The sequence below is a fragment of the Streptomyces sp. NPDC093795 genome (assembly GCF_044764665.1).
Classification (GTDB): Bacteria; Actinomycetota; Actinomycetes; order Streptomycetales; family Streptomycetaceae; genus Streptomyces.
Genome location: NZ_JBIWIO010000003.1, coordinates 47,757 through 68,952 on the forward strand (window position 1 = coordinate 47,757; position 21,196 = coordinate 68,952).

Consider the following 21,196-nt stretch of genomic DNA (forward strand, 5'->3'; position numbering starts at 1 on the left):
CATGGCTCGTACGAGTGACTCCTTTCCCCCGCACGTGCGCATCCGCGGGCCAGCGGGGTGAGCCCGCGTGCCGTCCGCCGCCCCCGCCCCGTTGCCTCGGTGTGAGTACCGCTGGCAACCTTCCGATACTGACCGCCCCTTCCACCCCATCCGCCCCGTCGGGCGCCGGACCGCTGGACCAGGGTGCGGACTCCGCGCCCTGCGCCATAAGCGTCCGTTCCTGCACCACTCCCGACGCGGAAACCCTGCGGGTCGAACTCCACGGTGAGGTCGACCACCACAGCGCGGGGCCGTTGAGGGTGATGCTCGCCGTCGCACCCGTCCACGGCTACCACCGTCTGGTCCTCGACACCTCGCGTGTCACCTTCGCGGACTCCGCTCTCCTGCGGATCCTCACGGACTGGACGGACCGGGGCCGAAAACTGCGGCTGACCGGCATCACTCCGGCGATGGAGCGGCTGCGCGCAGCCGCCTGGGGCGCCTCTCCACCCACCTCGCGCCGACGCGCCCGCCTCGGAAAGGAGTTCGCAGGGGAGGGAGCGTGACCTTCTCCCTGCTCGTCCTCGTACCTCTGCTGATCGCGGTGGCCCTGCTGCCCCGCGAACGACCCGAACGCCCTCGGCACCGCCGGGGTCGGCGCGCGGAAGCCGGGGTGATGTGGGGGCGAGCCGAGGGATGACACCCGCCCTTCCGTGAAAGACAGAGCCGGAGCCGGGGCCGTGGCGGACAGGACCGAAGAGGACCTGCCCGGCACGGCCCCGGTGGCCGGTCGGGACGGAACGGCTTCCCGCCGTCGTCCCGCCCTCGGGGGAGTCGTACGGTCACAGTTACGAGGTGACGCCGCCGTCCTGGGATCGTTGGCCGGTCATGCTGCTGTCCCGTCATGTCACCACCGGCACCGCGATATCGGTCGGCCGTCCCGCCCGTGAGCACGCCGAGGCGGCGCTCGTCGAGAACTATCCGCGGCTCGTCCGCCTCGCGTACCTGATCCTGCCGCCGACGCTCGGCCGCCATCGGCGGGTCCTGACCGCCCACGCCGTCGTACAGCGGACGCTCTCGAAATCCGCCGGCGGACCCCGTCTCCGACCCCCTTTCCGCCCCCACCTTCCGGCCTCGGCTCGGTCCGCGCCGTCCGTGCCTCCGGAGACACGCCGCCCCGAGCCCGTCCCGCCTCCGGAGACACGCGCCCCCGAGCCCGCCCCGCCCCAGCCCCCGGCCTTCCTTCCCGGGCAGCGGGGCGGCGAGCGGCCCGCGTACTCCTGGCTGCGGGAGACCGTCGTACGGGCCGCGCTGCGTCCGCCGCGACGGTTCGCCCCGGCCGTCCGGCTGCCGCTCGTCATCGGCCTGCGGCTCTTCCCCCGCGCCGGGGGCTCCGACGAACTCGCCCTCGACCGTGCCCTGGCGGGTGCCGCGCCCGAGACGCGGGCCGCGCTCGCCCTCCGTACGCTCGAACGCCTTCCCGAGGAAACGGTCGGCCTCCTGCTCGCCCGTGCGGGCGTCGCCGAACCCGATGCCGCCCTGCGTGCCGCCGAGCGGCTCGGCTCCGCGCCGGGGACGGACATCGCGACCCTCCTGAGCAGCGCGGAGTTCAACCCCTGCACCGTCCACAGCCGCCCCACCGACCTGCTGCGCCGCAACCGGCGCGTGCGGCTCGCGGCGCTCGCGGGGGCGGTGCTCCTCGTCACGACGGCCGCCGTGACGACGGTCGAACTCCGTTCCGGGAACGAACCGGAACACGCATCCACCGGATCGTCGACCGCCCTCGCCGCCGCGGCCCTCGCCCGGGCCCTCGACCCCGCCGCGCTGGAGCACGCGCCCGCCGAGCGCTGGGCCGACACCTCACGCGTCGACTTCACCGCCTGGCCCGCGCGCGGTGCGAGGACGGGAGACACGGCCCTGCTGCGGCGCGCCCTGGACGCCTGGGCCCGGGGCGCGGGCGCCGACGCGCGGCTCTCGTCCATGCCGGCGGGCGCCGACGTGCGGCTTTCGCCCATGCCGGCGGGCGCCGACGTGCGGCTCTCGCCCACTCCGGCGGGCGCCGGCGTGCGCCTCGCGGCCACGCCGGGCACGTCCACGTCGCCGCCCGCCGAACCACCCCGCCTCCTCTACGCGGGAACGGTAGACGGCGCCGGAGTGGTGCTCCTGTACGACGGACGGAGGCTCGTCCGGTACGCCGAATCCGGCGACGGGCGCGGGCCCGTCGTCCTGGACCTCGCGCGCGTGGACGACGCCGACGTCACCACGGGCGCGGCCGTGCTGCTCACCCGCACGCCGGGCCGGGCGCGGTACCTCCTCGCGCCGTGGATCGCGGAGGCGGAGGTACGGGACCTCCGCACGCCCGGAACCGCCGCCCGTCCCCTGGCGGTCACCCCGGACGGCCTCACCGCGCCCGTGCCGTACGAGGGGCCGGGCGGGTGCACCAGGGTGACCGCGCTCCAGCTGACGTCCTCCGCACGGATCGTCGAGGACCACGCCTTCCTGCTCACGGACCTGGGCGAGCTGACCCCCGTGCATCTGACCTGGACGCCAGGGCCGGGTACGGGCGCTCCGGCGCGGGCACCGCGCGAGGCCACCGGCGCCCGGGGACTCGCGGCCTGGGCGCCCGCCGCCTGTTCCCTCGCGGGCCTGCACGGCACCGGCGTCCGCTCGGTCAACCGCTGGGAGTACGCGGAGCAGGCACTGCCCGAACGCGCCGGCCGGGCCCTGTGGGTCTGCTCCCGCGTGGACACCTGGGAGGGGAGCGGCCGGGTCTCCGTCTCCCTGACGGCACCGGCCGGGCCCGCGGGAACCCGGCCCCGTACCGTGACGGAACTCCGGGACACGGCGGCGTGCGGCCGCTTCGGCCAGCACGTCCTCGCCGGGGCGTACTGGACGGCGCCCTCGGGCACGCGGTACTTCCTCGCCGCGGGCAGCCGCCGTCTGACCGGCGTCACCGTCGACGGAGCCGTCACCGCCACCGCCCGCGGACCGGTGCTTTCGGCCAAGGCCGCGGGTACGGATGTCCCCGTCCGCCTCAGGGGTCGTCTCCCCGACGGCTCCACGGTCTCCGGCTGGACGGCACCGGCGGGAGAAGCGACGCCGAACGGCCCCGGCACAGAAAGATGAAGCCCCGTCGTGCATCCGCCCGCCCGCCCGACCGCCCGTCGGTGGGGACGCGTGGGACCCGTGGGGGCATCACGCCGAGGCCGGGTCCACGCGTTCGAGGGCGGTGAGGGACCACGAGCGGGCGCTGCTCGCGAGCAGCAGGACCCGTTGGCCGTGGGTGAGCCGCCCGTCCGCCTCGAGCGCCGCGAGCGTGATGAGCTGGTCGGCGGAGTAGCAGTGGCCGTAGGACGCGTGGTGGGGGGAGTACGCCTTCTCCTCGGGCATCTGGGCGGCCGTGGCGAGGAAACGGCGGGTGGTCGCGCTGTAGTTGCCGGTGATGAACCAGTCGAAGCCCCGCTCCGGCTCCGGGATGCCGCTGTTGATCCGGGCCAGCGCCTCACGTACCGCCTTCATGATGGTCCGTGCGCCCTTCAGGACCCGCTCCTCGGGGACCAGGTCGGCCTGGACGGAGGTTGCCACGGCGAGGACGCGGAACGACGGGCGCCCGGGCGGCCCGGCGGTGACCAGGCAGGAGGCCGCGCTGTCGCTCATCACGGTGTCGCCGTCGGGCATGAAGCGGCTCGGGGTGGTGAGGCGGTCCGCGAAGGTCAGCAGCACGCCGGGGACGCGCTCCGCAAGGAGGACACCACGGGCCGCCCTCAGCGCGGGCGCGAAGTTGCCGCAGCCGTTTCCGCCGACGACGAGGCCGGGGGTGCGCGGCAGCGGCACGGACCGGAGCGTCTCCCAGAGGATCTGCGTGGGGGAGGGGCTCCGGGCCTCCGTGGCGAGGACGAGGGAGCCCGGTACGTGGCCGTCCGCGGCCGCCAGGGTGGCGCGGGCGCTGGCCGCGCCGAGGTGCGCCGCGGACCGCTCCGACACCCGGCACCGGCGCAGACCCTCCGCGGCGAGCGCGTCCAGCCGCCGCGCGACACCGGAGTCGTCGAGGAGCGCGATGTCGACGGGGTCGCCCAGCTCGTAGGCGAGGGCGGAGAGATGGACCTCGTGCGCCGGCGGCGGGGCGGGCAGGACGTTCGTCATGCTCAGGCGTGCTCCTCTGGAATCGTCAGGGGTGGCGCGGTGGGGCCCGCATCCGTGCCCCCCGCCCCGCACCCAGCGCATCGGCGGGCGCGGGGTGCGGGCGAGGGGTTACGGGGTGCCGGGTGCGGGTCGCGACCGGGCGCGCCCGTACCGCGGCCACCGGCGGGTCAGCCGCGGGTGAGCTCCCGGTGGACCTCGGTCCAGTTGTCGGCCAGCAGGTCGAGGTAGGCGGTGAAGCCCCGCTCCAGGTGCGCGATGTCCTCGGTCGAGCGGCAGGCCTTGGCGGCCGTCGACAGCGAGTGGACCTTGTGCTCCTTCTCCGTGGCACCGATGTGCAGGTAGAAGTACTCGCAGTTCTCGTGGAACTCCTCGAAGCCGAAGAGGTGCCGGTAGTTGCGGATGCCCTCGTAGATCTGCACGAGCTGCGGGTACGCGTGCCACTCCTGCGCCAGCAGCGCGCCGCAGACCTCCTGCGGATGCGGGCTGTTGAACAGCTTCTCGCTCTCCTCGATGAGCCGCACGGTCGAGGGCAGCAGCGGGGCGGCCACCTCGTCGAGGTCGACCGCGTGGCCGCGGATGCGGGCGAGCAGCGTCTCCAGGAACTCGCGCAGGATGACGGAGTGGACCTTCGACGGGTTGCCGTTGCCCATCTCGTCGTAGAGGTTCTCCACGGTCTCGGCGCGCGCCGTGATGTCGGTCATGTTGAGGAACGCCAGGGCGATCCGTACCGGGGTGCGGCGCACCCGGGCGTAGAAGTTCTTGGCGACGAGCTCCACCTGGTCGGCGGAGAGCTCCTTGCTGATCCACAGGTCGTAGAACGGGTTGCGCACCGCGGAGTGCTCGGCGCAACCGCGCGCCAGGGCGTGCACACGGTCGTACGCCTCGTCGCGCGACAGCTCCTGCGGCTCGACCGGGCGGTCGGTGGTGACAGTCACTTCTTCTCCGTGAGGTAGTGGCGTATCGGGTGGGGTTCGGTGGTTGGGGGGTGGGGGCCGGGGGTGAGGGGAGGGGACGGCGGTGGTGCTGGTCAGCCGACCAGGTGGATGCAGCCGGCGGGGCACGCCTTCGCGCTGAGCTCCGCCAGTTCCTCCTGGCCCTCGGGCACCTCCGCCTGACTCGCCTCGCCGCCCGGCTGGTCGAGAACCTCGCCGCCCTGGCGCACATAGGCGAGGAAGTCCTCGCCGATGGCGAACAGTTCGGGTGCCTCTTCCTCGCACAGTCCGCTGTTCTGGCATTTCGCCTGGTCGATCCAGATCCGCATCGCAATCCATTCCTGAGTGGGGGTCCGCGCGTGTCCCGGCGGGAGGGGCGGTCAGGCCGCTGCCTTCGGCGGGTCCGCGCGGAGCACGGCGCCCAGGGCGTACGTCTCCTCCACGACGGCACGGATCCACTCGCCGTAGCGCACGGCGTGGCGCAGGTCGTCCGCGGTGAAGGTCTCCGACTCGTCGTGACTCATCCGCACCACGCGGAAGTCGCCGACCATGGGCGTCAGTTCACGCTCGTCGCCGTCCTGCCGGTAGCGCAGGGCGAAGGCGGCCCGGCCCCCGCTGGAACAGCCGATGCTCTGGTGGCCCCGGTAGTGGGCGTCCTCGTTGCGGAACACCATGTGCCCGCCGTGTTTCTCCACGAACTGGCCCTGCATGCAGCCCGGGCCGTACAGGCTGCGGATCGCGCCCCGCTTGAGCTTGAGCATGCGGGCCCTGATCGTGCGCTGGAGCTGGTCGGCGGACTCGTGCCCGAGCCGCTCCGCGTAGTCGCCGAGCTCGATGCCCTCCCTCAGCTGCGTCTCCGTGAAGAAGGCGTCGCTCGTGGTCATCTCGTGCGGCCGGTCCAGCATGTCGCCCAGCGGGCAGGTCACGGTGACGTGGTCGGCGCGCAGGGCCGGGTCGGTGAGCGCGGCGCGCATGATGCCGCGGAGCACCGCCGCGCTGTCACCGTCCTTGGCGATCGCCGTCCGGGTGGCCTCGCGGAGCCTGTCACCGGCCGGCGCGCCCGGCGGGACGCCGAACTCGGTACGGAGGACGTCGTCCACGGCGTCGGAGAGCACGGCCGCGTCGATCTCGCCGCGTGGGACGAGCCCCTCCGTCCGGTACCAGGCACGTCCGTCGATGACCGAGTACGGCTCGTGGGACTCGGCGAACAGCGGCCGCATCTCGGCCACCCGGCGAGCGAGGTCGAGCAGCGCGGCCGGCGGCTCCTCCGCGGGATCGAGCACCCCCGCGTACAGCGCGTGGCGTTCGAGCAGCGTGGCCCGGACGGCGGACGAGTCGGCCCGGTCGAGCAGTTCGTCGAGGCCGACCGCCGAGAGGTCGAGCGCGAACAACGTGAGCACGAGGTCCGCCTCGTCGTCGTCCCACTCCCCCGGGGCGCGTGCCCCGACCGCTTCGAGCGCGCCGCGCAGGCCCGCGCGGACCTGGTACTCGCCCTTGAACAGGAGCCAGTGGTGGCGGCTGTAGACGAGCGGCCGGCGGCAGGCTTCGAGGACCCCGTTGAGACAGTTCGTGTCCGGCGCCATGGAGATCGCCGTACGGAGATGAACGGCATTGTCGATCCCGGCGAATGGTGATATCGGCATGGGATGAGGTGAATTCATTGTGCCTCTCGGATGCCAGGTGGTGGCAGCTCACGTGTTTTATTCGTGCCGCTCTGACCAGGAGGGTTGGACCCGGCGGGAATTCTATCCGCACCGAATCGACGACCATCCTAACGCCCTGAATCGGCAGGCTGTAGGGAGCAGTTGAACGCTGGTGTGCCGTTCCCGCGGTATGGCACGATCCAAACCCCATTCGAAAGGACGCCGCCGGAAGAGCGGGTTTCGAATTCTTTGTACGCGGTCACCCGGGCCCGCCCATTCCGGCGGCCGGGACCGCGGAACCGCAGACAGGAGAAGACCGCAGCGATGACGAGTCCCGTACCAGGCCCCCCGCTTCCGTGGACGGACGGCCGCCTCCGGGCGGCGATGGCCGACGGCCCGGCCTATGGACTGTTCCTGGTCTGCGGGAACGCACAGCTCGCCGAGGCCGCCGCGTACACCGGGATCGACTGGGCGGTCATCGACATGGAGGCCGCCGCGATGACCAGGACCGACGCGCTCCACCAGGTCCAGGCGCTGAACGGCTCGGCCGTCACGCCGATCGTCCGGGTGCCGAGCCTCGACCGCCACGCCATCGAACACGCCCTCGACCTGGGCGTCGGCGGCGTGATGGTGCCGAAGGTCGACCGGGTCGAGCAGGCGGAGGAGGCCGCGCGGTACACCCGCTACCCGCCGCTCGGCGCGCGCGGCGTCAACGCGATCCGCGCGAGCGCGTACTTCACCGCCTCCGCCCGGTACTTCGAGGAGGCGAACGACGCGGTCCTGTGCGTGGTCCAGATCGAGAGCCGCGAGGCCGTGGGCAACGCGGAGAAGATCGCCGCCACGGACGGCGTCGACGTGCTGTTCATCGGGACCGGCGACCTCGCCATGGACCTCGGACAGCCGGGCAGCACGGCCGGCCCGGAGTTCGACGAGGCGCGGCGGACGGTCCTCGCGGCCTGCGCCGCGGCGGGGAAGCCCGCGGGCATCTTCGCGCAGAGCACGAAGGCGGCACGCCAGTACGCGGCGGAGGGCTTCCGCTGCATCGCCATCGGCAACGAGATCAAGTCCTTCGTCCAGTCCACGGCGCTCACCGTGGCCATGCTCCGGAAGCAGGGGAGGCCGTGACGCACCCGCGGTGGGTCTCCCCCCGGCAGGCGGTCCGGCGCCGGGTGATGTTCGAGGGACGGGTCAGCCGGGTCGTCGACTACTTCGGCGGCGCCGCGTCCGCGAGCGGTCCTCAGGCGTACCTCGTCGAGCAGCGGAACTACGTCCTGCGGCCGCACTTCCACCCCGTCGACCAGTTCCAGATCCTGTGCGGCGCACCGGGGTCCCTGTTCGGCCGCCGCCCGGTCGGCGAACTCGACGTCCACTACGCCGACGCGCACACCGTCTACGGCCCGCTGACCGGCGGCGACCCGCCGCTGCGCTACTTCACCCTGCGGGCCGAACCCACCGACACGACCGCGTTCATGCCCGAATCCCGCGCCCTCCTGCCGGCCCGCCGCACCGGGCGGAGCCTGCACGCGGACGCCTCCGCGCGCGCGACCGCCCGTCCACCGGCCGGTGACCGGGCCGCGGCCGCCACGGACGGCGCGGTCACGCCGGCCGGGCCCGCCACGCATGGTTCGGTCACGCCGGCCCGGCCCGCCACGGACGGTTCGGTCACGCCTGCCACGTCCGCCACGGACGGCGTGGTCACGCTGCTCGACGACCCCCGGGACGGCCTGCGGGTCAGCCGGCTCACCGGCGGCCCCGGGGCGATCGTGGCCCTGCCGGAGGCGGGGGAGGGCGGCCAGTTCCTCTACGTCGCCGCCGGCAGCGTCGTATCGGCGGACACCTCCTACGGCCCCGAGACGCTCGGCTGGCAGCCGCCGCACGCCCCCGGGGCGGCCGCGCAGGCCGGGCCGGACGGAGCCACCGTCCTCGTCCTGCGCCACCCGGCGCCCGCCCGCCGGGCGACCCCGCCCACGACGGACCAGCGGCGACCGCCGCGCCCGAAGGGAGACACGCGTGCACGGTGACGACGACCCGGCGACGACGGCCCTTGCCCATCCCATCGACCTCGCCCATCCCATCGACCTCGCCCATCCCATCGACCCTGCCAGCCCGACCGACTCCGCCCGCCCCATCGACGTCGCCCGTCCCACAGCTCCCGCACATCCCACAGCTCCCGCCGATCCAGGCGACCCTGCCCGCCCCACCGTCCCCGCCCACCCCATCGACCCCGCACTTCGGCGGACTGCCCGGCTGTACCGGCGCATCGACCACGCCGACCCGCTCGCCGTGCGCCGTGAGGCGGCCCGGCGGATGAGGCTGGCGCGGCTGGCCGGGCTGTGGGCCGGGGTCGACGCACGGGTACGGGTCCGGGACACGGTGATCGAGGACGGAGCCGGCGGCCGGGTGCCCGTACGGATCTACCGGCCCGCCGGCGTCACCGAGGCCCGCCCCGCCGTCCTCTTCCTCCACGGCGGCGCGTTCCTCTCCGGAGACCTCGACTTCGAGCACCCCCGGTGCCTGGAGATGTGCCGGGAGACCGGCTTCGTCGTGGTCGCCGCCGACTACCGCCTCGCACCCGAGCACCCGTACCCCGCCGGCCTCGACGACTCCGTGACCGTCTACCGATGGCTCCTCGGCCCCGGCGCGGCGGAAGGCGTCGACACCTCCCGGATCGCGGTCGCCGGATCCAGCGCCGGTGGCGCCCTGACCGCCGCGCTGTGCCTGCGCTCCCGCGACGAGGGCATCCCCGCGCCGGTCTTCCAGATGCTGCTCTACCCGGTCACGGACGACCGCATGGACACCCCGTCCATGGCGGCGTTCACCGACACCCCGGCCTGGGACTCCCGCAACTGCGTCCACATGTGGGACCACTACCTCGGCCCCGGCCGCTCCGGCGCCGTCTGCGCGTACGCCGCGCCCGCGCGGGCCGTGGACCTGTCCGGCCTCCCCCCGGCGTACGTCATGACGGCCGAGTACGACCCCCTCCGGGACGAGGGCGCCGCCTACGCCCGCCGGCTGACCGCGGCCGGGGTCCCCACGGAACTCCACCAGTTCCCCGGCACCTTCCACGCCTTCGACACCCTCGGGCAGGCGGCGGTGTCGGACCGGGCCCGGTACGAGCACTACGCGGTGCTGCGTACCGCCGTGAACTGACCGCGACAGGCTCCCGCCCGGCCGCACCGAGCCGCGATACGCAACAGACCGCACGACACCGCACAACCACACCGCACCGCACCGCACCGCACCGAAGAAAACGACACCATCGAAAGAGGGGCTCCCGTGCCGACCGAAGACGAATTCGTGGCGAGTGCGATCACGTTCCTGGGGGAGATCGGCGCCGAGGCCGTGGACGTCCACGCGGACACGGACCTCTTCGCCACCGAAGTCCTCGACTCCCTGGGGACCCTGGCGTTCCTCGACTTCCTGGAGGAGCAGCGCGGCGAGGAGATCGAGATCGAGACCCTGAGGATCGAACTGCTCTCCACCCTGCGCAAGGCCTACGGCTTCGTCTTCGCCCAGGCGTGAGCGCCGCAGGCGACGGCCGTCCCGGCCCCCGGGCGGCCGTCCCGCACCACCCGTGAACCGATGCCACGACGTCAGGAGAGCCGATGACCTGGGAGATCCACACCGCGCGGAACGAGGAGGACGTACGCCGGTGCTGGCCGGTGTTCCGCGAACTGCGGCCCCACATCACCTCGGAGGACGAGTTCGTCGAGCGCTGGAAGGTCCAGCAGTCAGAGGCCTACCGGATCGCCTTCCTGGAGCAGGACGGTGAGGTCAGGGCCGCCGCGGGCTTCCGGATCGTCCACTCGATGGCCTGGGGCCGCGCCGTCTACCTGGACGACCTCGGCGCGTTGACCGAGCACCAGGGGGCGGGTCTCGGCAGCGCGGTCCTCCGCTTCGTCCAGGACGAGGCGCGCCGTCTTGACTGCGGCGCCGTCCACCTGGACACCGGCTACCACCGCAGGCGTGCCCACCGCACGTACCTCCGGAACGGCTTCGAACTCAGCCTGCACCACCTGGAGTGGAAGGCCGCCGGGGCGTGAGGGAGCTGCTCAGGTGCCATGAGGACCTCGCGGCGGCCCGGCCGGACGATCCGGCCGTCGTCCACGCGCGGGAGCCCCACACCGGCACCGTCCAGACCTGGGCCGACCTGTGCGTGCGGGCCGGGGAGATCCGGGAGGCGCTGACCGACCAGGGCGTCACACCGCACAAGGTCACGTCCCTCGTCCTGAAGGACCATCCCGACCTGGTGCCGACCCTGCTGGCGCTCTGGCAGCTCGACTGCCCGCCCGTCCTCCTGGACGAGAAGTGGGGCGACCGGATGACGTCGTCGGTCCTGGCGCACAGCACACCGGCGTTCGGCGTGACCCTGGACGCCGGCGGGACGGGCGCACCGCCGTCCGTCGCGCCGCTGGCCCCCGCCGGCCCGTCCGACGCGCCGGCCGACGCCGTGTTCATCGGCTACACGTCGGGCAGCACCGGGGACCCCAAGGCGATCGTCTTCACCCACGAGCGCCTGTACGAGGGGACGCTCGGCAACGCCTCCGCGTCGAAGCGGCTGAGTGGCCGACCGGTCCGGCGGATCGCCCGCTCGATGCGCATGTCCGGATCCGGGGTGATCAACCTGCACCACACCTGGGGCGCGGTCCTCGGCGCGACCGTCGTCGTCCTGCCGGAGCTGACGGTGTCGACCGCGCGGGACTACTGGGCGCGGATCGAGGCCCACGGCATCGACCAGACCTTCCTCGTGCCGCAGTTGGTCGAGCTGGTGAACCGCTTCGCGGCCGGCCGGGACACGAGCGTCGAGGCCCCGCTGTGCCTCACGGGCAGCGCTCCGCTCTCGCCCCGGACGCAGGAGCGGTTCCAGCGCCGGTTCGGGACGCCGCTGTACAACGCGTACGGGCTCTCCGAGACGTCCTCGGCGGCCTTCTTCGGTCACCTCGGCCCCGACGGTCTCGCGACCGGCAGCGTCGGCGTCCCCGAGCGGGTGACGGCACGGCTGCGGGACGCCTCCGGCGCGGTGGTCGAGGGCGAGGGGGTCGGCGAGATCGAACTCTCCGGGGCCCAGGTGTTCACCGGCTACTACCGGAACGAGGCCGCCACCGCGCAGTCGCTTGTCGACGGCTGGCTCCGCACCGGCGACATCGGCCGCCGCGACGAGGAGGGCAACTACCACCTCGTCGGCCGTAGCAAGGACGCCGTGATGAAGGGGAGTTACGCCATCTACCTCAACGAGGTGGAGGAGGCGGCGTCGGCGCACCCGCAGATCCTGGAGGCGGCGGCGCTTGCCCTGCGGCTGGCCGACAGCACCGAGGACATCGGCTGTCTCGTACGGCTCGTGGACGGCGGCGACGTGACCGCCGAGGGCATCCTCGCCCACCTCCGGGAGGCCCTCGGCGTCCAGCGGGCGCCGTGCCGCGTGGTCCTGACCGACGAACCCCTGCCGAGGGGCGGGCAGGACAAGCTGGAGCGCCCGTCGGTCGTCGCCCGCTGGGACGCGCTGCCCGGGGTGCCGCGCAGCCTGGCCGGCTCCTGGCAGGACCAGGGGGCGGGCCCGCGGTGATCGCCGGAGTGACGCACCTGACCATGGAATCCGGCCTGGACCACGGGACGGCCCTGGCCGAGCCGTGGGGCTTCGCGCCCGTCTTCCGCGACGAGGTGGCGCTGGCGGCCGGCTTCGAGGGCCTCGACGACGGGGACACACTGTTGCCGCTCGCCCTGCTCGCAGGCCCGGGCGGTCTCCGGCTGGAAGTCGTACGGCACCGGCGGACGTCCGGCCGGCCGAGCGCGTACGGGGCGCTGTTCCGGGGCCTTCCGCCGGACGGGGCCGGTGCCGTGGAACCGGCGTCGGGGGAGGGTGAGTCGGTGGTGCGGGACGTGCTCCGGCGGGCCGGCCCGATGGCCGATCCGGTGTACCGCCGGCTGCCCACCGTCGGCGGCCTCGCGTGGTACGACGCCGTCTCCACGGAGGGCGGGCTCGCTGGGATACTCTGCACGGTGCCCGACGTGATCCAAGAGGCCGCGTTCTGGGCGGAGTTCGCCGGCGCTTCCTGGCAGGAGCGCGGTCCGGACGCGGCGTGCGGAACGATCCCGTCGCCGCGGCCGCGGGGGGAGTGCGCGTTCGTGATCGCCCGGGGCGAGGACGGGCCCGGCCATGCCATGAACGATGTCGGCTTTCCGTCCATGGGGGTCTTCAGCACCTCCATCGAGGCCGACCGCGACCGCGCGGTGGCCGCGGGCGCGACTCCGCTCGCCGAGCCGATCGTGACGGACGTCGGCGGCCGGCGACTGGCCATGGCCCTGATCCGCACGCCGGGCGGGGCGCCCGTCGAACTGCTCTCCGTCGCGAGGAAACGAACGAGAAGGATGGGATGACCGATGGTTTTCACGGGTGAGGGGCCGGTTCTCGAAGGCTCGCTGGTCCGGCTCGAGCCGCTGACGCACCGTCACGCCGAGGACCTGGCGGCCGCCGCCGAGGAGGAGCGGAGCTCGTACGGGTTCACCTGGGTGCCCACGGCCGCCGAGATCGGACGCTACATCGACGAGCAGCTCGGGCGCGCGGCGGCGGGCCGGCTGGTGCCGTACGCGCAGGTCTCGCTCCGTACGGGGCGGGCGGTGGGGGCCACGGCCTTCTGGGATCCGCGCCCGTGGCCCGGCGAGGACCGGCTGTTCGCCGTCGAGGTCGGCTTCACCTGGCTCGCCGCGTCGGCCCAGGGCACCGGCGTGAACACCGAGACGAAGTACCTGCTGTTCCGGCACGCCTTCGAGGAGTGGCGGGTGTCGCGGGTCGACCTCAAGACGGACGCCCGCAACGAGCGGTCCCGGGCCGCCATCGCGAGCACGGGCGCGCGGTTCGAGGGCGTGCTGCGGAACTGGTCGAAGTCCTGGGCGCCGGGAGAGGACGGCAGGCTGCGGGACTCGGCGATGTTCTCGATCACCGCCGAGGAGTGGCCGGAGTGCCGCAAGCTGCTGGAGGAGAAGGTGGAGCGCGGCAGGGCCCGCTCGAACGACCTGCACTCCACGGGCTGAGCGACCGCGCGCAGGGGCCCACTTGCCGCGCGCGGGGGTTGGCCCACCGCGCGCGCCACCGAATGTCGTACGCCCTCCGGATGCCGTATGTCCGGGGGGCGCCGTACGTCGGGCCGGGCGCCGCACCCCCGGCGTTCGCTACCAGCCGCTGAGGCGGGATACGGAGCCGAAGTCGACCTCGGTTCCGTAGCGGGTGGCGGCTTCGGCCATGCGGGCGCCGGCGGCCTGCCCCAGTGGGGAGTCGACGCCCAGTTCCGCCGCCAGGTCGAAGGCGTGGCGCAGGTCCTTCACCATGTAGCCGAGTTTGAAGCCGGCTTCGAAGTCACCGGCCAGGACGCGGTTCGGGTACAGGTTGGCGAGCTGGGCGTTGGCCCCGCCTCCGCCCGAGGTGACGGCCTCGATCGCGGTGCGGACGTCGACACCGGCCTCGCGTGCGAGGGCGAGCGCCTCTCCGGAGGCGGCGGCGTTGACGGCCACCAGGTAGTTGTTGAGCAGCTTCACCACCAGACCCGACCCGACGGGCCCGCAGTGGCGCAGCCGGTCCGGGTCGCCGATCGCGGCGAGGACCGGCCGCGCGCGCTCCATGGCCGCGTCGGACCCGCCCGCCCAGAACGCGAGCGCCCCCGCGCGCACGGCCGCGATCCCGCCGCCGGCGGGGCAGTCCAGGTACTCCACGCCCAGCGCCCCGGCCAGCGCGGCGAGTTCACGCGCGACCCCCGGAGAGTGGGTCGTCATCTCCACGATGACCGCACCGGGCTTCGCGGCCGTGAGCACTTCCACGACGACCGCGCGGACCTCCTCGGAGTCGGGCAGCACGGTGCAGATGACGTCGGCGCCGTCGGCCGCCGCCGCGGGGCCGCTCACCGTGTGCCATTCCGCCGGCAGCGCCGCGGGAGCGCGGGACGAGACCACGACGTCGTGCCCCGCCGCGATCAGACGTTCCACCATGGGCGCCCCCATCAATCCGGCACCGATGAATCCCACGCGCATGGAAATATCCCCTTTGAATGTCGTGAGTCATTCGAGCCCGGGGAGATTACCGCGCGCCCGTCCGTGTACAACAGGCCACGTCGCACTGCCTCTTGCATATCTGTACGACGCGAGAACCATCTACTAGGCTCCCGTCGACGACCAGGAGCGGAGAACATTCGGACCGCCCGGTCCTTCTCCTATTCCAATCGATATCCGTTGACGGCGGCGGTCAATTCCGTGCTGCCGTCGTAACACGTGAGTTGAGGCGAGATGACGCTCTGGGAATACGACGGCGACTTGCCCTTCAGCGTCGTGGTGAACAGCAAGGGGCAGCTTTCCCTGTGGCCCGCGGCGCGCCCGTTCCCGCACGGCTGGCATTCCACCGGATTCACCGGGACACGTACGGAGTGCCTGGCGGAGATCGAGCGCGTCGCGGCGGGTGCGGGTGCGGGTGCGGGTGCGGGTGCGGGTACGGGCACGCCCGCGCCCACCGACAGTCCCGACACCCCGGGACCGCGGCTCCCGGCCCCCGGCGACGCGGCGCTCACCGGCTCCGCCCGCGAGCTGCCCGACCTGTCCGTCACCGCGCTGATCCGGGCACGGAACCTCCCGCCCGAGCGGCCGGCCGCCAGTCACGGCACGGTCCACGTGACCCGGGGCGAACTCCTGGGAACCAGCGCCGGATGGGCACGTGTGCTGGTGGCCGAGGGCTGTGGCCGCGAGGTCCCCGTCGCCGTCCTGCTGCCGCGAGGCCTGGACGCCCTGACCGCGATCCTCGCCGTCCTGGAGGCCGGAGGCGCCTACGTCCCGCTCTCCTGCGACCAGCCCCTGGACCAGCTCCGGGCGATACTCGACGACTGCGGCGCCCCCCTCGTGATCGCCACGGACGACCTCGCGCGGGCCGTCGGCGGGCCGGACCGCAGGGCGCTCACCCTCACGGACCTGCGCGTCGCCGCGCCCGGCGCCACCGCCGTACCCGAACCGGCCCGCCCCGACGACCTCGCCTACGTCTTCTACACCTCGGGCACGACCGGCGAGCCCAAGGGCGTCGAGGGCACGCACCGGCAGCTCGTCAACTACGCGCTGTGGTGCGCCGAGGCGTTCGCCCACCGGCCCGGCGAGACGATGTTCCTCAGCGCCTCCCTGTTCTTCCTGGGCTCGCTCACCACCATCTTCACGCCCCTGCTCGAAGGGTGGCCGGTGACGATCCTCCCGGACAAGGCGAGCACGGACGAGCTGCTGGAGGTCTGCGCGGGCGCGGACGGCGGCCTGCTCAAACTGACGCCGACGCACATCCGGATGCTCATGGCGCGTGAGGTGCCCGACGGCGGTCTGGCGCGCCAGCTCATGGTGGGCAGCGAACCGCTGACCTTCAGCCGCGAACTCGCCCGCTGGATGGCGGCCGACCCCGAGCGCGTGGTGGTGAACCACTACGGCCTCACCGAGACGCACGGCTGCTTCTGCCACTGGCTCTCCGGCGGCGAGGACATCGGCGCCCGGGTCCCGGTCGGCCGGCCGGTCGACAACGCCGAGGCGTACATCGTCGGCGGCGACGGCGAACTGGCCGGCGTCGACGAGGTGGGGGAACTGCTCGTCGGCGGCCCGTCCATCGGCCGCGGTTACCGGCGCCGCCCCGCGCAGACGGCCGAGCGGTGGATCCCGCACCCCTGGGGCACGGACGGCGCCCGGCTGCTGCGCACCGGCGACCTGGCCCGGATGGACGCGGACGGTGTGGTCACCGTCCTCGGCCGCGCGGACCGGCAGGTGAAGATCCGCGGCCACCGCGTGGAACCCGCCGCCGTCGAGGAGGTGCTGCGGATGCTGCCCGACGTCAAGGAGGCCCTGGTGCTGCCGCGCGAGACGGACGGACAGACGGGCCTCGCCGCCTACCTCCTCCACGAGGAGGGCGCGGAGCTCAGCCCGGCCGCCGTCAGGTCCGCGCTGGAGGAACGGTTCCCTCCGCAGTGGGTGCCGGCCCGGATGGCGATCCTGAGCGAGTTCCCGGTGAACGCGAACGGCAAGGTCGACGTCCGCGCGCTGCCCGAGCCGCGCCCCGTCCTGGCCGCCCCGCCGCCCGCCTCGGGCGGAGTCGGGCGCTGGACCAGGACGGACCGGCTCGTCGCCGACGCGTTCTGCGAGGTGCTGCGCATCGAGGAGATCGGGCTGGAGGACGGCTTCTACGAACTCGGCGGTGACTCCCTGACGGCGATGGAGGTGGCCGCCCGGCTGGGCGGGACGGTGGGACGGGACGTACCCCCGCCGACGGGGGACGGCGCGACCGTACGGGGGTACGCGCTGAGGATCGCCGCTGATGCGGGTGCTTCCGGCACGGGTTCCTCCGATACGGGTCCCCCCGCCACCGGCGCCTCCGGTGCGGGTGTTTCCGGTGCTGCGGATGCCGGCGAGCCGGCGCGGGCGTCGGCATGACCGGCGGCGGACCGGTCACGTTGCTCACCGGGGCCACCGGCTTCCTCGGCTCCGCCCTGGCCGCCCGGCTCCTCGGGCAGGGGCGGACCGTGCGGTGCGTGGTCAGGGGAGCGACGGCGGACGAACGGACACACCGGCTCCGGGCAGCCCTGCGCGTGACCGAAGCGCGGGGCGCCCCCGGGGCGGAGGGGATCTCCCCGGCGGAGTGGGAGCGCGTCGAAGTCGTACCCGGCGACCTCTCCCAGGAACGGCTCGGCCTGCCCCACGGGCGGTTCGAGGCCCTCGGGGACGGCGTCACCGACATCGTCCACTGCGGCGCGCGGGTCAACATGGTGCTCCCCTACGGCGCGCTCCACGGCCCCAACGTCCGCGCGACGGAGGAACTGCTCGGCCTGGCCGAGGCGCGCGGAGCCCGCTTCGCGCACGTCAGCAGCATGGCGGCGGTCGCGCACCGCCTCACCGGCGAGCCGTTCGAGCTCCTTGACCCGGTGTCCGGCGGCTACGGGCAGAGCAAGTGGTCGGCGGACCGGCTGGTCAGCGTCGCGCACCAGGAGAAGCGGGTACGGGCGGTGATCCTCCGCCCTGGGCGCGTCACCGCCGACTCCCGTACCGGCCGGTCCAACGCGGACGACCTGATGGAACGGGTCATCCGGATGTGCGCCGCCCTGGGGGCGGCCCCGCGCCTCGGCGCGCGGGTCCGGCTCAGTCCCGTCGACTGGGTCGCCCGGCTGATGATCCGGCTGGCCGGCGACGACGCCTCCCTCGGCCGGGCCTACCACGTCGTCTCGGACCGGAGCACGCCGTGGAGCAGCGTGCCCGCGGCGCTGCGGGCCGCCGGATACGCCGTGGACGAACTGCCGTACGCCGACTGGCGTTCGCTGGCGGTCACCGCCGGGCGGGACGACGCGGACATGGCCAGGGTGGCGCACGCGCTGCCCGCCGACGGGCTCGTCCTCGACGACCGGGCGGCGAGCCGCCCCGCCCGCGCCCGCCGCGACCTGGCGGAGGGCTTCCCCGAGCCGCCCGAACCCGAGGCCCTGCTGCGGAGCACTTTCGCCGCGTGGCGGCGCACGGGCCAACTGCCCGCGCCGCACGGTTCGTCCGTCGGCGCGCCGGGCGGTGTGGGTCGGCTCCACGGGCCGGACGGTTCGTCGGCCGACGCGCCGCACGACGCGGGCCGGGCCCCCGCGCCGCACGGTTCGCCCGTCGGCGCGCCGCGCCCCGGTCACGGAGGTGACCGATGAGCCCCCGCCGTCTGCCGCTCCACGACGAGCACGTCCGGCTGGGGGCCCGGATGACCGAGTCCGGGGGCTGGACGCTGCCCCTGGAGTACACCGGCGCCTACCAGGAGTACCGCGCCCACCGGCGCGGCGCGGTCGTCTGGGACGCCTCGGACCTCGGGTCGGTCCGGGTGGAGGGCCCCGGCGCGTTCGCCCTCGTACAGCGGACCTTCACCAACGACCTGCGCCGGGCCGGGCCTGGGCGGAGCCAGTACACCTTCCTGCTCTCCGCGAGCGACGGCGGTGTCGTCGACGATCTGATCGTCTGGTGGGTGCGCGACGAGCTGTTCCTGCTGACGCCGAGTCGGCCGGACGCCGTGCTCGACGCGCTGCGATCCGTACAGGCCACCGGCGTGGGCGCCGACTGCGCGGTGACGGACGTGTCCCACGACCGGGTCCTCCTCGCCGTGCAGGGGGAGGAGGCACGGGCCCGGACGGCCGGCCTCGACGCCGACGCGGCCCGGCTCGGCCCCTTCCGGGTGCGGGAGACCCGTATCGAGGGCGCCCCCGGCTTCGTGGCGACCACCCGCTTCGGCGGGCAGACCGGCTTCGAGCTGCACCTGCCGGCCGCCGCCGCCCGCGCCGTCCACCGCCGCCTCCTGGGCGAGGGCGTCGCACCGGCGGGCCTGGCGATGCGGGAGACCCACCGCGTCGAGGCCGGCGTGCCGCGCCACGGACACGAACTCGGCCCCGGCATCACCCCCCTGGAGGCCGGCTGCGCCGCCGCGGTCGCCCTCGACACCGACTTCACCGGCCGCCACGCCCTGCTCGCGGCGCACCGGAAGGGCAGCCGGAGGATCCTGCGCAGCGTCCTGATGGGCAGCCGTCGGCCGCCCTCCCCCGGAGACGCGGTCCTCCTGGCCGGCGAGCCGGTGGGCACCGTCACGAGCGGCAACTACTCACCCCGCCACCACCGGGGCCTGGGGCTCGGGTTCGTCCTCCCCGAGGTGCCCCTGGGAACCGGCGTGACCGTCCGCACCCCGAACGGGGACCTGGACGGCGAAGTGACCACGGTCCCCGTCGCCCGAGGGGCGGCCCGGTGACGACCCAGGAGGCGCACATCGACGCCATCGGCATCTTCGACCCCATGGACCCGCGGCTGCTCAAAGCACCCTTCGCGGCCTACCGGCGGCTGCGCGACCACGACCCGGTCGCCTATCTGGCACCCCTGGACATCTGGGCCGTGAGCCGGCACGCGGACGTCCGGAGCGTCCTCGCCGCCCCTGACGCCTTCTCTGCGGCGCTCGCCTTCGGCAAGGACGCGGTCCTCACCGACCCGCGCCGGCCCGGACTCCAGCTGAACCTGCGGTTCTCCGGCGACGCCGGGGGCGTCATCTCCTCCAGCGACGGGGAGAGCCACGCCCGGCTGCGCCGCATGGTGGCCAGGCTGATGAGCAAGCCCCGGCTCGACGCCGTCGAGGCGGGGGTGCGCGAGCACGTCCCCCGGGTCCTCGGCGCGCTCCGGGACCGCTCCGCCTTCGACGTCGTGGACGACCTCGCCAAACCGGTCGCCACGAAGGCGATCGGGGACGTCATCGGGCTCGGCGACGACACCGCGCGGTCACTCGCCGCCTGGGCCGACCTGACCGCGCGCGCCCTCGACCCCGGCGACGAACTCGCCCTGGCGGCCGCGGCCCCCGGCATGATGCTCTCCAACCTCACCGGCGTGCGGACGGTGACGTCTGCACTCGACGCCCGGGTCGCCGGGCTGCCGGAGGGGACGGGGAGTGGACTGGTGGAGGCGTGGCGCACGGCGGATACGCAGGCCGCGCGCGAGGAGACGATCCTCTCGGTCCTCCAGCTCTTCCAGGCCGGATACGAGACCATCGTGTCCGCGCTCGCCCACATCGTGGCCGGCTCCGTGGCCGACCGGCCGGAGTGGCGGCCCCTGGTCGCGGACCCGGCGGCGCTGGCCGGGCTGATCGACGAGGGCACGCGGCTCGCCAGCCCCGTCCGGGCCACCTTCCGCACCGCGGTGGGCGAGCAGCGGATCGGCGGGACGGCCGTTCCTGACGGGGCGCGGCTCATGGTCCTGATCGGTTCGGCCAACCGCGACGAGCGGGTCTTCGCCGACCCCGACCGGATGCGCCCGGAACGCGCGACGCCGCACGTCGCCTTCGGCGCGGGCCCCCACCGGTGCGTCGGGCGGTTCCTGGCCCAGATGGAACTGCGGCACGTCCTGCGCGCGCTGGCGTCGGCCACGCGGGACGTCTCGGCGCTCGGCGGGGAGCGGGTGGCCGCGAACATCCTGAAGGCCGGCTACGACCGCTTGCCGGTCGCCGTCGCATGGCGCCGATGACGCCGGACAGCGGCCGTACGCCCCTGAGGCAGGGGCTGGCCTCCGGTCCGGGCCCGTGACGGGGGCCCCGCCCGGGCCCGTAACGCCCTGCGGCCGGGGGGCCGTCACGGGCCCCGGCCGGGCGTTGAAGGGATCCCGGCCTGAGCTGTACGCCGCTGCCTGGGCGTTGCCTCCCGGCCTGGGCCCGTAACGGCCCCTGGCCCGGGCCCGTAACGCCCCCGGGGCATAAAAGGGCTTCCGGCCCGGTCCGTACGCGCTGCCCGGGCGGGCTCCCCCCCGCCCGGGCCCGTAACGCCCCCGGCAGGGCGCTGAAGGGCTCCCGGCCCGGCCCGTACGCCGCTGCCCCCGCCCCAGGCCCTACGCCCCTGCCGAAGCGCCGCCCCCGCCCCCGGCCGTACGCCCCAAGTCCACCCCGCACCCACCCCCCCCAACCTCCGGAGGAATCCCGCGCATGCCGTTTCCGTCCGCCCCTGCCCTCCGGGCCGCTCGTGC

At 74.2% G+C, this 21,196-nt stretch carries 19 protein-coding genes; 14 read left to right on the top strand and 5 right to left on the bottom strand.

Going from position 1 to position 21,196, the window contains the following annotated elements; genetic code table 11:
- Positions 1 to 101: 101 nt before the first annotated feature.
- The gene (locus ACIRB7_RS09045; protein WP_403594550.1) at positions 102 to 545 is read left to right on the top strand and encodes an STAS domain-containing protein; all 444 of its coding nucleotides are present in this window, start codon (positions 102 to 104) and stop codon (positions 543 to 545) included.
- 289 nt (positions 546 to 834) lie between these two features.
- Complete coding sequence (locus ACIRB7_RS09050) at positions 835 to 3,105, top strand: hypothetical protein (protein ID WP_403594552.1); 2,271 nt, start codon at positions 835 to 837, stop codon at positions 3,103 to 3,105.
- A 69-nt stretch (positions 3,106 to 3,174) separates the two neighbouring features.
- On the opposite strand, the gene ACIRB7_RS09055 is transcribed toward ACIRB7_RS09050, so the two are convergent.
- The 4 genes from ACIRB7_RS09055 to ACIRB7_RS09070 all read right to left on the bottom strand — a co-directional run bounded on the left by ACIRB7_RS09055 (position 3,175) and on the right by ACIRB7_RS09070 (position 6,697).
- Entirely contained in the window at positions 3,175 to 4,122 is a 948-nt protein-coding gene (locus ACIRB7_RS09055) for a 3-oxoacyl-[acyl-carrier-protein] synthase III C-terminal domain-containing protein (protein ID WP_403594554.1), read from the bottom strand.
- A 167-nt stretch (positions 4,123 to 4,289) separates the two neighbouring features.
- Entirely contained in the window at positions 4,290 to 5,057 is a 768-nt protein-coding gene (locus tag ACIRB7_RS09060) for an iron-containing redox enzyme family protein (protein WP_403594557.1), read from the bottom strand.
- A 92-nt stretch (positions 5,058 to 5,149) separates the two neighbouring features.
- Positions 5,150 to 5,383, bottom strand: a complete 234-nt coding sequence (locus tag ACIRB7_RS09065; RefSeq protein ID WP_403594560.1) for a ferredoxin — start codon at positions 5,381 to 5,383, stop codon at positions 5,150 to 5,152.
- Positions 5,384 to 5,434: 51 nt separating this feature from the next.
- The gene (locus ACIRB7_RS09070; protein WP_403594563.1) at positions 5,435 to 6,697 is read right to left on the bottom strand and encodes a hypothetical protein; all 1,263 of its coding nucleotides are present in this window, start codon (positions 6,695 to 6,697) and stop codon (positions 5,435 to 5,437) included.
- A gap of 324 nt (positions 6,698 to 7,021) precedes the next feature.
- Between ACIRB7_RS09070 and ACIRB7_RS09075 the strand changes: the two genes are divergently transcribed.
- The 8 genes from ACIRB7_RS09075 to ACIRB7_RS09110 all read left to right on the top strand — a co-directional run bounded on the left by ACIRB7_RS09075 (position 7,022) and on the right by ACIRB7_RS09110 (position 13,726).
- Positions 7,022 to 7,822 carry an HpcH/HpaI aldolase/citrate lyase family protein gene (locus ACIRB7_RS09075; RefSeq protein WP_403594566.1) on the top strand — a complete coding sequence of 267 codons (801 nt, stop codon included), beginning with the start codon at positions 7,022 to 7,024 and terminating at the stop codon, positions 7,820 to 7,822.
- Positions 7,819 to 8,718 carry a hypothetical protein gene (locus tag ACIRB7_RS09080; RefSeq protein WP_403594568.1) on the top strand — a complete coding sequence of 300 codons (900 nt, stop codon included), beginning with the start codon at positions 7,819 to 7,821 and terminating at the stop codon, positions 8,716 to 8,718. The genes ACIRB7_RS09075 and ACIRB7_RS09080 overlap by 4 nt, the downstream gene beginning before the upstream one ends.
- Positions 8,708 to 9,847 (top strand): alpha/beta hydrolase fold domain-containing protein, encoded by a 1,140-nt coding sequence (locus tag ACIRB7_RS09085; RefSeq protein ID WP_403594570.1) that lies wholly within the window; start codon positions 8,708 to 8,710, stop codon positions 9,845 to 9,847. Before ACIRB7_RS09080 ends, ACIRB7_RS09085 begins: the two co-directional genes overlap by 11 nt.
- A gap of 126 nt (positions 9,848 to 9,973) precedes the next feature.
- The gene (locus ACIRB7_RS09090) at positions 9,974 to 10,219 is read left to right on the top strand and encodes a hypothetical protein (protein ID WP_351218029.1); all 246 of its coding nucleotides are present in this window, start codon (positions 9,974 to 9,976) and stop codon (positions 10,217 to 10,219) included.
- An 83-nt stretch (positions 10,220 to 10,302) separates the two neighbouring features.
- On the top strand, positions 10,303 to 10,740 hold the full coding sequence (locus ACIRB7_RS09095) for a GNAT family N-acetyltransferase (protein ID WP_403594572.1): 438 nt from the start codon (positions 10,303 to 10,305) through the stop codon (positions 10,738 to 10,740).
- Positions 10,737 to 12,260: a class I adenylate-forming enzyme family protein gene (locus ACIRB7_RS09100; protein ID WP_403594574.1), complete on the top strand. Its 1,524-nt coding sequence runs from the start codon at positions 10,737 to 10,739 to the stop codon at positions 12,258 to 12,260. Before ACIRB7_RS09095 ends, ACIRB7_RS09100 begins: the two co-directional genes overlap by 4 nt.
- 23 nt (positions 12,261 to 12,283) lie before the next feature.
- Positions 12,284 to 13,072: a VOC family protein gene (locus ACIRB7_RS09105; protein ID WP_403594576.1), complete on the top strand. Its 789-nt coding sequence runs from the start codon at positions 12,284 to 12,286 to the stop codon at positions 13,070 to 13,072.
- A gap of 3 nt (positions 13,073 to 13,075) precedes the next feature.
- On the top strand, positions 13,076 to 13,726 hold the full coding sequence (locus ACIRB7_RS09110) for a GNAT family N-acetyltransferase (protein WP_403594578.1): 651 nt from the start codon (positions 13,076 to 13,078) through the stop codon (positions 13,724 to 13,726).
- 138 nt (positions 13,727 to 13,864) lie between these two features.
- On the opposite strand, the gene ACIRB7_RS09115 is transcribed toward ACIRB7_RS09110, so the two are convergent.
- The gene (locus tag ACIRB7_RS09115) at positions 13,865 to 14,716 is read right to left on the bottom strand and encodes an NAD(P)-dependent oxidoreductase (RefSeq protein ID WP_403594581.1); all 852 of its coding nucleotides are present in this window, start codon (positions 14,714 to 14,716) and stop codon (positions 13,865 to 13,867) included.
- Between the two features lie 252 nt (positions 14,717 to 14,968).
- On the opposite strand from ACIRB7_RS09115, the gene ACIRB7_RS09120 reads away from it, so the two are divergent.
- The 4 genes from ACIRB7_RS09120 to ACIRB7_RS09135 are packed head-to-tail and all read left to right on the top strand — an operon-like array spanning position 14,969 to position 20,704.
- Entirely contained in the window at positions 14,969 to 17,125 is a 2,157-nt protein-coding gene (locus ACIRB7_RS09120; protein ID WP_403594583.1) for an amino acid adenylation domain-containing protein, read from the top strand.
- The gene (locus ACIRB7_RS09125) at positions 17,122 to 18,369 is read left to right on the top strand and encodes a thioester reductase domain-containing protein (RefSeq protein WP_403594586.1); all 1,248 of its coding nucleotides are present in this window, start codon (positions 17,122 to 17,124) and stop codon (positions 18,367 to 18,369) included. Before ACIRB7_RS09120 ends, ACIRB7_RS09125 begins: the two co-directional genes overlap by 4 nt.
- Positions 18,366 to 19,448 (top strand): aminomethyltransferase family protein, encoded by a 1,083-nt coding sequence (locus tag ACIRB7_RS09130; RefSeq protein ID WP_403594589.1) that lies wholly within the window; start codon positions 18,366 to 18,368, stop codon positions 19,446 to 19,448. The genes ACIRB7_RS09125 and ACIRB7_RS09130 overlap by 4 nt, the downstream gene beginning before the upstream one ends.
- The gene (locus tag ACIRB7_RS09135; RefSeq protein WP_403594592.1) at positions 19,445 to 20,704 is read left to right on the top strand and encodes a cytochrome P450; all 1,260 of its coding nucleotides are present in this window, start codon (positions 19,445 to 19,447) and stop codon (positions 20,702 to 20,704) included. Before ACIRB7_RS09130 ends, ACIRB7_RS09135 begins: the two co-directional genes overlap by 4 nt.
- Positions 20,705 to 21,196 lie beyond the last annotated feature (492 nt).

What these genes read in the sequence shown, in the direction of transcription:
- ACIRB7_RS09055 (WP_403594554.1), bottom strand. Translation starts at nt 4,122, where the DNA reads ATGACGAACGTCCTGCCCGCCCCGCCGCCGGCGCACGAGGTCCATCTC.
- ACIRB7_RS09125 (WP_403594586.1), top strand. Translation starts at nt 17,122, where the DNA reads ATGACCGGCGGCGGACCGGTCACGTTGCTCACCGGGGCCACCGGCTTC.
- ACIRB7_RS09095 (WP_403594572.1), top strand. Translation starts at nt 10,303, where the DNA reads ATGACCTGGGAGATCCACACCGCGCGGAACGAGGAGGACGTACGCCGG.
- ACIRB7_RS09115 (WP_403594581.1), bottom strand. Translation starts at nt 14,716, where the DNA reads ATGCGCGTGGGATTCATCGGTGCCGGATTGATGGGGGCGCCCATGGTG.
- ACIRB7_RS09105 (WP_403594576.1), top strand. Translation starts at nt 12,284, where the DNA reads ATGGAATCCGGCCTGGACCACGGGACGGCCCTGGCCGAGCCGTGGGGC.
- ACIRB7_RS09130 (WP_403594589.1), top strand. Translation starts at nt 18,366, where the DNA reads ATGAGCCCCCGCCGTCTGCCGCTCCACGACGAGCACGTCCGGCTGGGG.
- ACIRB7_RS09120 (WP_403594583.1), top strand. Translation starts at nt 14,969, where the DNA reads ATGACGCTCTGGGAATACGACGGCGACTTGCCCTTCAGCGTCGTGGTG.
- ACIRB7_RS09065 (WP_403594560.1), bottom strand. Translation starts at nt 5,383, where the DNA reads ATGCGGATCTGGATCGACCAGGCGAAATGCCAGAACAGCGGACTGTGC.
- ACIRB7_RS09110 (WP_403594578.1), top strand. Translation starts at nt 13,076, where the DNA reads ATGGTTTTCACGGGTGAGGGGCCGGTTCTCGAAGGCTCGCTGGTCCGG.
- ACIRB7_RS09075 (WP_403594566.1), top strand. Translation starts at nt 7,022, where the DNA reads ATGACGAGTCCCGTACCAGGCCCCCCGCTTCCGTGGACGGACGGCCGC.
- ACIRB7_RS09070 (WP_403594563.1), bottom strand. Translation starts at nt 6,697, where the DNA reads ATGCCGATATCACCATTCGCCGGGATCGACAATGCCGTTCATCTCCGT.